Raw genomic sequence first — 12,197 nt, 5'->3', positions numbered from 1 at the left:
TGAACCGGCACCCTAAAGAAAGTGTAATTGGACTGAAACATGGGGATTGCCGATGCGCGCAGATGCCGCGCCGCCGTGTTCCCGTCCTGGGAGCCAACATCGCGCCTTGCGCCACCCTGCCATTCCCCGTCACCGTCCCGTCGGCGGTTGCCGGGAGCGGCTCCATCCGCTAGGTAAGGGACCATCTTGGCAGCCGGATTGCCCATAGTCCCATGACCGACGGACCGCTTTCGCTCTACCGCGCCCGCCGCGGCAGCGGCACGCTTCGCCCCGATCCCGACCAGGAACTGGCGGCGGAGAAGTTCCAAAGCCTGTATCAGGCGCTGAAGGGCTATCAGCCGCAGCCCGCCGGCGACGACAGGCCGGCCGGGGGAGGGTGGCTGGAACGGTTCGGCCTGGGCCGCCGCCGCGCCACGCCGCCGCCGCCGGACATCGCCTCCACCGCGCCGCAGGGGCTGTACATCTACGGCAGCGTCGGGCGCGGCAAGTCGATGCTGATGGACCTGTTCTATGAGACCGCCCCGGTCGACAAGAAGCGGCGCGTCCATTTCCACGAATTCATGCTGGAGATCCACCAGCGCATCCACGACCACCGCCAGTCCGGCAAGGGCAGGGGAGACGGCCCGGACGAGGCGCTGCCCGAACTGGCCCGCGCGCTCGCCGACGAGGCGTGGCTGCTCTGCTTCGACGAGTTCCACGTCACCAACATCGTCGATGCGATGATCCTGGGCCGGCTGTTCACCAACCTGTTCGATTTGGGCGTGGTGGTGGTGGCGACCTCCAACTGGCCGCCGGACATGTTGTACAAGGACGGGCTCCAGCGCGAGCTGTTCCTGCCCTTCATCGCGCTCCTCAAGGACAAGCTCGACATCCTGTCGCTGGACGGCCCGACCGACTACCGGCTGGACCGGCTGAAGGGCGTGCCGATCTACCACCACCCGCTGGGCGCCGCATCGGATGCCGCCCTTGCCAAGGCCTTCTCCGACCTGACCGGCGGTGCGGCTGGCGAGCCCTGCCACCTGACGGTGCAGGGCCGCCGCGTCGAGATCGACCGTGCCGCCAAATGCGTGGCCTGGGTCGATTTCTGGAACCTGTGCGGCAAGCCGCTGGGGGCGGCCGACTATCTGGCCATCGCCACCCACTTCCACACGGTCCTGATCAACCACGTGCCCACGATGAAGGACGAGCTGCGCAACGAGGCCAAGCGCTTCATGACGCTGATCGACGCGCTGTACGAGCACAAGGTCAACGTCGTCATCGCCGCCGAGGGCCCGCCCGAACGCCTTTATCCGGAAGGCACCCACGCCTTCGAGTTCGAGCGCACGGTCAGTCGGTTGATGGAGATGCAGAGCGAAGATTACCTGCAACGGCAGCATTTGACCTGACCGGTCCCGGCGCCATCCGCATACCCATCGCCGCCAGCAGTGCGGCATCCTGCGCACGCTGGGGGTTGCCGGTGGTCAGAAGGGTGTCGCCGGTGAAGATCGAATTGGCACCGGCCAGGAAGCACAGGGCCTGCCACTCGTCGCTCATGGCATGGCGGCCGGCCGACAGCCGCACCACGCTGGCCGGCATCAGCAGGCGGGCCAGCGCGACCAGCCGGACGAAGGCGATGGGCGTGGCCGGTTCCGCCCTGTCCATCACCGGGGTGCCGGGAATGGCGTTCCACATGTTCAGCGGCACGCTTTCCGGCGGCGGGGCCAGGTTGGCCAGGATGACCAGCATGGCGATGCGGTCGTCCACCGTCTCGCCCATGCCGACGATGCCGCCGCTGCACAGCTTGATCCCGCCTTTCCGGACGAGACTCAGCGTGTCCAGACGGTCGTCCATCGTCCGGGTGGTCGCGATCCGGGGATAATGGGCGCGCGAGGTGTCGATGTTGTGGTTGTAGTAATCCAGCCCCGCATCGCCCAGCCGCCGGACCTGATCGGGCGCCAGCATGCCCAGCGTCACGCAGGTCTCCAGGCCCAGCGCCCGGACGCCTTCGATCATCCGGCAGACACTGTCCAGGTCGCGGTCCTTCGGGCTGCGCCACGCGGCCCCCATGCAGAACCGCGTGGCGCCGGCCTCCCGCGCCTTCCGCGCTTCGGCCAGCACGCTGTCGACCTCCATCAGCTTCGTCGCCTTGACGCCCGTCTTGTGATGGGTGCTCTGCGAGCAATAGCCGCAGTCTTCCGGACAGCCGCCGGTCTTGATGCTGAGCAGCGTCGCCGTTTCGACCTCGGTGGGATCGAAATGCCGGCGGTGCAGGGTCTGCGCCCGGAACAGAAGCTCCGGCAGGGGTAGGTCGTAAAGGTCGCGCGCCTCGGCCTCGGTCCAGGCGACGGATTGGCCGGCATTGGACGCCGTCACTGCTTCCGCCTTGCCTTGGATGTCGGTGGTGGGGTTCATCAGCCGGCCCCCTCCCGACGACCACCGGGCAGGAAGCGGGCCGGCAGTAGGGCCGCGCCGGCGGCGACCACTGCGATCTTCGTCAGGTCGCCCAGGATGAAGGGGGTGAAGCCGAGGTCGAGGAGGCGGTCGGCTGGAACGAAGAGGGCCAGCCATGCGAGGCCCAGCGCATAGACCGCGGCCAGTCCGGCCAACATCGCCCCGACCTTGCCGAAGGTTCCGCGGCCTTGCGCCAGCGTGCCGGTGATCCAGCCCGCAGCGAGATAGCCCACCAGATATCCGCCGGTCGGTCCCGCCATATAGGCGAGCCCGATCCCGCGTTCCGGCGTGCCGGAGAAGACCGGCAGTCCGGCCGCCCCGGCGGCCAGATAGGCGAAGAGGGTAGCGGTGGCAAGTCGCGGACCGGCGGCCACGGCAATCGCCATGACGGCCAGCGTGTGCAAAGTCATCGGCGTCGGCCAGAAGGGCACCTGGATCTTTGCCGACAGCGTGATCAGGCACATGCCGAGCAGAACGGCGGCGCCTGCGGGAATGATCGTTGCCCTGGAGACCGGGCGACCGGTTGCTTCGCTGAGGATCGATGGACGGGTCATGCTGCAAATTTCCAATTATAGATAATCGACAGGACTATCTATAACGAATCCACAGCCACGCTTCCGGTGCAAGCGAATTATAGATAAACCGTCAGCCAACGATGGCGAAGCTGTCCCGGAGCTTGCCACCGGAAGCCGGAACCGGGCGGTGGCCGATCCATTGGACATGGCGCGCAAGGGTGGCGCAGGCGGCATCCACCTGCCCCCGCCGCAGTGCGCCGAGGATCGCGCGATGGTCGTGGTCGGTGCGCGCCTCCCATTCCGACCGCCAGGTGGCGAACAGGAAGCGGGCGCTGGCCGCATGCAGATCGTCGATGGTCGCCAGCAGCCGCGGCATGTTGCAGGGCGCCAGCAGCAGCCGGTGGAAGCGCCGGTTGGCTTCCTCCCAACTGCGGACGTCGCGGGAGGAATCGACCGCTCCGGTCGCGTCCTCCGCCTCGTCAAGGATGGCGGCGGTCAGGTTGGGCGCCGCATGGCGCAAGGCCAGGACCTCCAGCGCCGCCCGCATCTCCGCCACTTCCTTCACCTCTGCCAGGGTGAAGGAGGCGACCCGCACGCCGCGGCGCGGTTCGCTGACCACCAGCCCCTGCGCTTCCAGCCGGCGGAACGCCTCCCGCACCGGGACATGGCTTGCCCCGAATTCCTCGGCGATGTGGTCCTGGCGAAGCCGGGAACCCGGGGCGATGGTGCCGGCGATGATCCGCTCCGCCAATACCCGGCTGATGCGGACCGCCAACGTGTCTTCCTTGGGAGCGTTCATTCTTAATAGATAAAATGACGACCGCCGAATGTCGATCAGACTGTCTCGGCTCACTGGGGTGCGGCGGCTCCCATTGCCGACGCCCGTGCCCGCCGCCGCAACTCCTCGAAGTCACGCCCGGCGTGGTGGGAGGAGCGGGTCAGCGGCGTCGCCGACACCATCAGGAAGCCCTTGGCCCGTGCCACCGTGCCGTAGCGCTCGAACTCCTCCGGCGTGACGTGGCGGGCGACCGGGTGGTGATTGGGGGTGGGGCGGAGATACTGGCCGATGGTCAGGAAATCGACGCCCGCCGCCCGCAAGTCGTCCATCACCTGCAACACCTCCGCCGGCTCCTCACCCAGCCCGACCATGATGCCGGACTTGGTGAAGATCGACGGATCGCGCTCCTTCACCCGCTCCAGCAGGCGCAGCGAGCCGTAATAGCGTGCCCCCGGCCGCACATCGGCATAGAGCCGCGGCACGGTTTCCAGATTGTGGTTGTAGACGTCGGGCCGGGCGTCCGCCACGGTCTCCACCGCCCCCGGCTTGTTGCGGAAATCGGGGGTCAGCACCTCCACCGTCGTGGCTGGCGCGGTCTCACGCAGGCGGCGGATGCAGCGGGCGAAATGAGCGGCACCGCCGTCGGCCAGATCGTCGCGGTCGACCGAGGTGATGACGACATGGGCGAGGCCCAGTTCGCCCACCGCCTCGGCCAGCCGGTCCGGCTCGTGGGGATCGAGCGCGTCCGGCCGGCCGGTGGCGACGTTGCAGAAGGCGCAGGCCCGCGTGCACACGCTGCCCAGGATCATCACCGTGGCGTGCCGCTTGCTCCAGCACTCGCCGATGTTGGGGCAGGCGGCCTCCTCGCAGACCGTGTTCAGGCCGTGGCGGCGGACGAGCGACTGCGTGTCCTCGAACGCCGCCCCGCCGGGGGCACGGGCGCGGAGCCAGGCCGGCTTCTCGGCCCGATGCTCCGGGCGGGGCTTGTGCATCGCGGGCAGGGCCATCAGTGGACGAGCTCCGGCTGTTCGGCCGCCGCACTTTGCGGCTGCACGATGATCTTCACGTTGCGGTCCTTGTGGGCGACCAGCTCCTCGAAGCCGCCGCTGACGATGTCATCGAGCGTGATGCGGCCGGTGATCAGCGGCTGCACGTCGATGCGGCCGTCGGCGATGAAGCGGATGACGTCGGCGAACTCGCCGTTGTAGGCCAGCGAGCCGATGACCTGCTTCTCGGTGGCGACGATCTCGAAGAAGTTGAAGGAGCTGGGCTCCTCGAAGATTCCGACCAGCACCGCCTTGCCGGCCTTGCGGATCACGTCGATGGCGAGCTTGGCGGTGTCGCGGTGGCCGATGCACTCGAACGACACGTCGGCGCCGTAGCCGCCGGTCAGCGCCTTGACCTCCGCCACCGCGTCGCACTCCTTGGGGTCGAGCACGATGCTGGCGCCGACCTCCAGCGCCTTGGCCTTGCGGGCGGCGGACATCTCCAGGACGATGATCCGGCCGGCGCCCGCCGCCTTCGCGCACATGATGGTGCACAGGCCGATGGTCCCGGCGCCGACCACCACCACGGTCTCGCCGACGATGCTGCCAGCTTTCTTCACCGCATGCATGCCGACCGCCAGCGGTTCGATCAGGGCGCCGGCCTCGGTCGGGAAGCCGTCGGGAAGCTTGTAGAGCAACTCTGCGGGAACGTTGACCAGGCTGGCGAAGGCGCCATTGTTCATCAGGCCGGTGAAGGCCAGCTTCTCGCAGATGTTGTACATGCCGTGCTTGCAGTAATAGCACTCGCCGCAATGCTGGCAGGCGTCGGCCGCCACCCGGTCGCCGACATCGAAGCCGCTTACGCCCTCGCCCAGCGTCGCGATCTCGCCGCTGAACTCGTGGCCAAGGATGCATTGGCCCTTTAGGCCGGTCAGCGGGTGGGGGGTGTCGACCGGGATGAAGACCGGGCCGGCGACATATTCATGCAGGTCGGACCCGCAGATGCCGCACCAATGCACCTTGATCTGCACCCAGCCGGCGGGCGGGGCGCCCGGCAGCGGCACGTCTTCGACGCGGATGTCCTTGCGGCCATGCCAGACGGCGGCCTTCATCGTGTCGGTCGAACTCATCGGATGTGTCCTCCGGATTTATTCTTCTGAGCGGGGCAGGCGTTCAGGACGGTCAGGCGAACACCATCCCGCCATCGACCAGCAGGGACTGGCCGGTCATGAAGTCGCTGTCGGACGAGGCGAGGAAGCGGGCGACGCCGACCAGATCCTCGGGCCGCGACGGCCGGCCCAGCACGGCACCGGCGGCGAACATGTCGAAGGCCTCGTTTTCCGACTTGGTGATGCCGGTGTCGCGGAAGCCCTGGTCGATGATCTTCCACATCTCGGTCGCCACCACGCCGGGACAGATGGCGTTGGCGGTGATGCCGTCCTTGCCGAAGCCGCGGGCGGCGGCCTGGGTCAGGGCCACGACGGCGAACTTGCTGGCGGAGTAATGGGCCAGCGGCTCGTAGCCCTGCTTGCCGGCGATGGAGGCGGTGTTGACGATCTTGCCGCCGCCGCCCTGCCTCTTGAACGTCTTGATCGCTTCCTGCATGCCGATCAGCACGCCCAGCGCGTTGACGTCGTTGACCGTGTGCCAGTCGTCCTCGGTGATGTCGAGGAAGGGCTTGGTCTGGGCGATGCCGGCATTGTTGAAGATGACGTCGAGCCGGCCATGGGCCTTCACCGTCTCGTCGATCATGCGGCGGACGGCGGCGCGGTCGCGGACATCGACGGTGACGGCGATGGCTATGCCGCCGGCGGCGCGGATGGCCTCGGCCACCTGTTGGGCGTCGGCCTCGGTGCGGTCGGCGATGGTCAGCTTGGCACCGTCGGCGGCCAGCGCCTTGGCGATGGTGGCGCCGATGCCGCGGCCGGCACCGGTGACGATGATGCTCTTGTCCTTGAGATCAGGCATGAGCTGTCTCCTGCCGGCGCGCTGGCGGACGGCCTGCGCGCCGGTGGCGAGATGTTCGGAGATGAAGAGCGGGGAGGTGTCTCAGCCCGCCTTGGCGATGTGGTCCTTCAGCAGCGCGTTCACTTTGCCGGCCGCCTCCATCTGCACCATGTGGCCGGCGCCGGGGATGACGGCGACCTGTGCCGTGTTCGCCAGCGCCTGGGCGTGGTCGGCGGGGATGACGCGGTCCTCCTCGCCCCACACGACCAGCGTCGGCGTCCTGGCGTCCGCGATCCCGGATGCCAGCACGCTGGCCTGCCGGCCCTCGGTGAACAGCGACGCCGACAACGCCCGCAGGGCCTCGTCAACGCCGTCCAGCCGCTTGTACTTCAAGAGGTCGTCAACCAGATTGCGGCTGACAAGGCCACGGTCGGCGAACAGCGTCTCCAGGACCGGTTTCAGGTCGCGGCGCGATGTCGCACCGATGAAGCCCTGGATGTAGCCGTGGTCGATCTGCTCGCCCAGGCCGGCCGACGCGATCAGCGACAGCGACGCTACCCGGCCCGGCGCGTCGAGCGCCGTGCGCATCGACACCGCGCCGCCCATGGAATGGCCGACGAAATGGGCGCGCTCCACCCCGACCGTGTCGAGGAAGCCCAGCACCGCCTGCGACAGGCCGGACAGGCTGGGATCGGCGATCTGCTTGGTCGACTGGCCGTGGCCGGGCAGGTCGAGCGCGTAGACGGTGGCGTTCTCCGCCAGCGCGTCGATGGTGAACAGCCAGTTGTCGAGATCGCCGCCAAAGCCGTGGACCAGCAGGACGGTCGGGCCGCTCTCTCCTCGCTTGGCGTAGCGGATGGTGCCGGCGGGCGTCTCGGCGGTGTGGTATTGCGGGCCGGCCTCGGCCTCGCCGTCGTCTTCGCTGGCCGGCACGGCATAGGCGCTGATGAAGGCGTCGATGTCGTCGTCCGGCACATCGGGTTCGGCCAGCACGGCGATCAGCGCCTTGACCGGATAGACGGTGCCGGGCTCGCCCAGCACCCGGCGCAGGACGCCGGTCTCTCCCGCCTCGACCACGTTGGTGATCTTGTCGGTTTCGACTTCCAGCAGCTCATCGCCGATGGAGATGGTGGACCCCGGCCGCTTCAGCCAGCCGGTGACCTTGCCCTCCGACATGGACAGGCCCCATTTCGGCATGACGATGGGCTTGATGCGCTCGTTCAACATGTGGTTCAGGCTCCTGGGAATGCTTTTTTGATTGGGGCGTGGTGCCGCCCCGCAGTTCTTTGCCCCCACCCCGACCCTCCCCCGCTGGGCGGGGGAGGGGGATTGGCGCTTGTTCGGGAATGGGGCGGAGTTCCCTCCCCTGCGAAGCGGGGGAGGGTTAGGGTGGGGGCAATCAGGCCGGCGCCTACCTCACGCCGCGATGCTGCGCGCCCCCTTGGGCGACAGGGTACGCCGCACGGCGTTGGCGATGCTGTCGGCGCTGGGGACGTACAGATCCTCCAGCGATGGCGCGAAGGGCACCGGCGTGTGGGGCGCCGTCACCATCTGGATGCCCGCCTTCAGCGCGCCGAAGGCGTTCTGCCCGACGAAGGCGGCGATGTCGGTGGCGAGGTTGCAGCGCGGATGCGCCTCGTCCACCACCACCAGCCGGCCGGTGCGCTCGACGCTCTCGACGATGGTGTCCCAATCGATGGGCGACAGGGTGCGCAGGTCGATCACCTCGGCCTCGGTGCCGTCCTTCGCCAGGGCGGTAGCAGCTTCCATGGCGCGGTGGACGGTCAGGCCGTAGCTGACGATGGTCACGTCGTCGCCGTCGCGCAGGACGTTCGCCTCGCCGAAGGGGATGGCGTAGCTCTCCGCCGGAACCTCGCATTCCAAGCCGTAGAGGTTCTTGTGCTCGCAGAAAATCACCGGGTCGTTGTCGCGGATCGACTGGATCAGCAGGCCCTTGGCGTCATAGGCGTTGCTGGGGCAGACCACCTTCAGCCCGGGAATGTGGGTGAACAGCGGGGTGAGCATCTGCGAATGCTGGGCGGCGGCGCGGAAACCGGCGCCGACCATGCCCCGGATCACCACCGGCGTCACCGCCTTGCCGCCGAACATGTAGCGGAACTTGGCGGCCTGGTTGAAGATCTGGTCGAAGCAGACGCCCATGAAGTCCAGGAACATCAGCTCCGCCACCGGCCGCAGGCCGCAGGCGGCGGCACCGATGGCGGCGCCGATATAGGCGGATTCCGACAGCGGCGTGTCCATCAGCCGGTTGCCATGCTTGGCGTACAGCCCCTTGGTGACGCCCAGCACGCCGCCCCAGGCGTCATCCTCGCCGTGGGCGCCGGTGCCGCCGACGATGTCCTCGCCCATGACGATGACGGTGGGGTCGCGGCGCATCTCCAGGTCCAGGGCCTCGTTGATCGCCTGCTTCATGCTGATCTTGCGGGACATGTGTTTCCTCCGCGCGTTTGGCGTTTCTTGGAATTGGCTCAGTAGGTGACGTAGACGTCGCTCAGCAGGTCTTCCGCCGCCGGCAGCGGGGCGGCCTTGGCGGCGCGCACGGCGTCCTCGATCAGCGCGTTCACCTCGCGGTCGACCGCCTGCAACTCCTCCCGTGCGATCACCCCGGCCTCGATCAGCCGTTCCGACAGGATGGTCAGGCAGTCGCGCGACGCGCGGATCGCCTCCAGCTCGCCCTTGGCGCGGTAGGTCTGGGCGTCGCCTTCGAAATGGCCGTAGAAGCGGACCATGTTGCATTCCAACAGCGCCGGACCGCCGCCGTCGCGGGCGCGGCGGATGATCTCGCCGGCCGCCTCGTAAACCGCGAAGAAGTCGGTGCCGTCCACCGTGACCCCCGGCATGCCGAAGCCGGTGGCGCGGTCGACATAGCTGTCGCAGGACACCGCCCATTCCATCGCCGTGGATTCGGCGTAGCCGTTGTTCTCCACCACGAAGACCACCGGCAGGTTCCACACCGCGGCGAGGTTCAGGCTCTCCAGGAAGGTGCCCTGGTTGGACGCGCCGTCGCCGACGAAGGTGATGCCGACGCCGCGGTCGCCGCGCACCTTGGCCGCCAGCGCCGCGCCGCAGATCAGCGGAGCGCCGGCGCCGAGGATGCCGTTGGCGCCCATCATGCCCTTGGACAGGTCGGCGATGTGCATCGACCCGCCCTTGCCCCGGCAGGCGCCGGTGCTGCGGCCATAGATCTCCGCCATCATCGCGTGGACGTCGACGCCCTTGGCGATGCAGTGGCCGTGGCCGCGGTGGGTGGAGGCGATGCGGTCGTTGTCGTTCAGGTGCATCATGATGCCGGTGGCGCAGGCCTCTTCGCCGGCATAGAGGTGGACGAAGCCGGGGATGTCGCCCTTGGCGAAATCGACGTGCAGCCGCTCCTCGAACTCGCGGATCGTCCGCATGGTGCGGTAGGCCTTCAGCAACTCGTCCTTGCCGAGGGGGAAGGGATTCTGGGCCATGAGGTGTTTTCTCCCTGACTGGTGTTTGGTGGTTAGAAGGCGGCCGTGACGGGCACCGGGGTGCCGGTCAGCAGCCGGTTCTGGCCGGCGTGCCGCATGACCGCGGCGACGTTGACCGTGCGGAAGGCGTCGTCCCGGAGCGTCAGGGACAGACGGTCGCGTTCGGTGAAGGACAGTTCGCGCTCGCCATCCAGCGCGATGGAGCCGGCGGTGACCTCCGGCACGAAGGCCACGTCGGCCGGCATGCGGCGCCAGTCGGTGACGCCGACGCGCGCCATCATCCCCGGCGCGATGGGGGCGTGGAGCGTGGTGGTGCCCTTGCGGCAGTCGGCGTCGGGTGACAACCGCACCATCAGGCCGCCGCTCTCCTCGCGGCCGACGGGTTCCAGCAGGCCGGCGATGGCCGACATGCCGATCACCTCCGGGTCGGCGAAGGTGACGTAGAGTTCGCGGAAATTCTCGGTCCGCCAAAGGGCGCGGGCGCCGATGTAGCGCTCCGTCACCAGCGCCACGTCGACCAGCGCCATCTCGGTGACGGCACCGCCGTTTGCCCCGCGGTCGAGGGACACGTCGATGCGCTTGTTGGCGGCGAAGGCGATGTGCGGCGGCACCCGCCCGGTCACCGCCAGCCCGGTGGCGAGCCCGGTGATGGTCGGCTCCCGGTGTTCGGGGAAGGCGTTGTTGGTGCCGGTGGAGATGCCGGCGATCGGCACCGTCCCGCATTCGGCCGCCACCGCCCGGTGGGTGCCGTCGCCTCCCAGCACCACCAGGGCCGACACGCCGGCCCGCCGCATCTCGGCGGTGGCGCGATGTGTATCGGCGACCGTGCCGGTGATCGGCATCGAAACCGGGTGGAGAGCGGGATAGATGTCCTCGCCGCGTGAGCGGGCACGCATCATGCCGCGGTCTACATGGGCGCGGATGCCGCCATTCTCCGGCATCATCAGAACGTCGCGCACGCCGCAGGCATGCAGCGCCGCCAGCACCCGCAGGAGGATGTTCGCCCGGTCGGCGATCTGCAGGCTGGTGGCGTTGGCGACGACCCGGCGGATGTCGCGGGCGGAAACCGGATTGGCGACGATGCCGACGACCGGAGCCAAGATTGCGCCTCCCCCTCGTTGCGGCGCGCCGTTGATCGACGCGCGGTTCGAAGGGGTAAGAGCAACCGCCGTGCCAGATGGTCAGTTCAGCGGATTTTCTTGATTTTCAACGGTTGAAGGTGGTGCGGCGGGGTGAGGCGTTGCAACAGGTGTTGCACGGACTGTTGCGCCGCCGGTGCAACAGGTGTGGCGCCTCATGTGTGAGTTTGGAGCCACCCCTCCGCACCCCGGCATTCCACCCCTGCGCATCGCCCGTCTTGCCAAGCGTTCGCCTGCCGCTTTAGCCTCGCTTGGTCATACCAATGAACCATCTCAATGAACCATCGACCGGGGAGGACAACACCCATGACCGTCATCGCCACCACCCAGCCGCGCGCGGCCCTGACCGAGGAGGCTCGGGCCGAGCTGACGGCTCTGCTGGGCGACCGGTTCACCACCTCCCTGCCGGTGCGCGAGCATCACGGCAAGGACGAGTCCTATCACACGCCCTGTCCGCCGGATGGCGTCGCCTTCGCCAACTCGACCGAGGAAGTCAGCGCGATCGTGAAGATCTGCGCGAAGCACAAGCTGCCGGTCATCCCCTTCGGCACCGGCACCTCGCTGGAGGGTGGCATCGCCGCGCTGGCCGGCGGCATCACCATCGATCTGTCGGGCATGCAGCAGATCCTGCGCGTCAGCCCGGAGGATCTCGACGTCACCGTCCAGGCCGGCGTGACCCGCAAGCAGCTGAACGAGCATCTGCGCGACACCGGCCTGTTCTTCCCCATCGATCCCGGCGCCAACGCCTCGTTGGGCGGCATGACGGCGACGCGGGCCAGCGGCACCAACGCCGTGCGCTATGGCACGATGCGGGAGAATGTCCTGGGCCTGACCGTGGTTCTGGCCGACGGCCGCGTCATCAAGACCGGCGGGCGGGCGCGCAAATCGGCGGCCGGCTACGACCTGACCCGCCTGTTCGTCGGCTCCGAAGG

Annotated in this window: 12 protein-coding genes; 2 read left to right on the top strand and 10 right to left on the bottom strand. The window is 68.3% G+C overall.

Features of this window, described 5'->3' with window-relative positions; all coding sequences use genetic code 11:
- Positions 1-212: 212 nt before the first annotated feature.
- Positions 213-1,385 (top strand): cell division protein ZapE, encoded by a 1,173-nt coding sequence (gene zapE, locus TSH20_RS13585; RefSeq protein ID WP_109075243.1) that lies wholly within the window; start codon positions 213-215, stop codon positions 1,383-1,385.
- Here zapE and bioB read toward each other — a convergent pair.
- From bioB to TSH20_RS13535, 10 genes are all read right to left on the bottom strand, one after another.
- The gene (gene bioB / locus TSH20_RS13580; protein ID WP_109075242.1) at positions 1,327-2,391 is read right to left on the bottom strand and encodes a biotin synthase BioB; all 1,065 of its coding nucleotides are present in this window, start codon (positions 2,389-2,391) and stop codon (positions 1,327-1,329) included. The genes zapE and bioB overlap by 59 nt on opposite strands.
- A complete protein-coding gene (locus TSH20_RS13575; RefSeq protein WP_109075241.1) occupies positions 2,391-2,984 on the bottom strand; it encodes a biotin transporter BioY in 594 nt (197 codons plus the stop codon). Before TSH20_RS13575 ends, bioB begins: the two co-directional genes overlap by 1 nt.
- Before the next feature lie 91 nt (positions 2,985-3,075).
- Entirely contained in the window at positions 3,076-3,720 is a 645-nt protein-coding gene (locus tag TSH20_RS13570; RefSeq protein ID WP_247871101.1) for a GntR family transcriptional regulator, read from the bottom strand.
- A 74-nt stretch (positions 3,721-3,794) separates the two neighbouring features.
- The gene (gene lipA, locus TSH20_RS13565) at positions 3,795-4,730 is read right to left on the bottom strand and encodes a lipoyl synthase (RefSeq protein WP_109075239.1); all 936 of its coding nucleotides are present in this window, start codon (positions 4,728-4,730) and stop codon (positions 3,795-3,797) included.
- Positions 4,730-5,839, bottom strand: coding sequence for a 2,3-butanediol dehydrogenase (locus TSH20_RS13560; RefSeq protein WP_247871100.1), 1,110 nt, complete (start codon positions 5,837-5,839; stop codon positions 4,730-4,732). The genes lipA and TSH20_RS13560 overlap by 1 nt, the downstream gene beginning before the upstream one ends.
- A gap of 52 nt (positions 5,840-5,891) precedes the next feature.
- Complete coding sequence (locus tag TSH20_RS13555; RefSeq protein ID WP_109075238.1) at positions 5,892-6,677, bottom strand: glucose 1-dehydrogenase; 786 nt, start codon at positions 6,675-6,677, stop codon at positions 5,892-5,894.
- A gap of 81 nt (positions 6,678-6,758) precedes the next feature.
- The gene (locus TSH20_RS13550) at positions 6,759-7,883 is read right to left on the bottom strand and encodes an acetoin dehydrogenase dihydrolipoyllysine-residue acetyltransferase subunit (protein WP_199231852.1); all 1,125 of its coding nucleotides are present in this window, start codon (positions 7,881-7,883) and stop codon (positions 6,759-6,761) included.
- A gap of 189 nt (positions 7,884-8,072) precedes the next feature.
- Entirely contained in the window at positions 8,073-9,104 is a 1,032-nt protein-coding gene (locus TSH20_RS13545) for an alpha-ketoacid dehydrogenase subunit beta (protein ID WP_109075237.1), read from the bottom strand.
- A 38-nt stretch (positions 9,105-9,142) separates the two neighbouring features.
- A complete protein-coding gene (locus TSH20_RS13540) occupies positions 9,143-10,126 on the bottom strand; it encodes a thiamine pyrophosphate-dependent dehydrogenase E1 component subunit alpha (protein WP_109075236.1) in 984 nt (327 codons plus the stop codon).
- A 32-nt stretch (positions 10,127-10,158) separates the two neighbouring features.
- Complete coding sequence (locus TSH20_RS13535; RefSeq protein WP_109075235.1) at positions 10,159-11,226, bottom strand: NAD(+)/NADH kinase; 1,068 nt, start codon at positions 11,224-11,226, stop codon at positions 10,159-10,161.
- Positions 11,227-11,571: 345 nt separating this feature from the next.
- Between TSH20_RS13535 and TSH20_RS13530 the strand changes: the two genes are divergently transcribed.
- Positions 11,572-12,197: FAD-binding protein (locus tag TSH20_RS13530; protein ID WP_146207478.1), on the top strand; the 626-nt coding region annotated here is incomplete at its 3' end.

It is taken from the genome of Azospirillum sp. TSH20 (assembly GCF_003115935.1).
GTDB lineage: Bacteria > Pseudomonadota > Alphaproteobacteria > Azospirillales > Azospirillaceae > Azospirillum.
The sequence above is the reverse complement of the archived record's forward strand: the minus strand, read 5'-3'. Positions and strand labels throughout refer to the sequence as shown.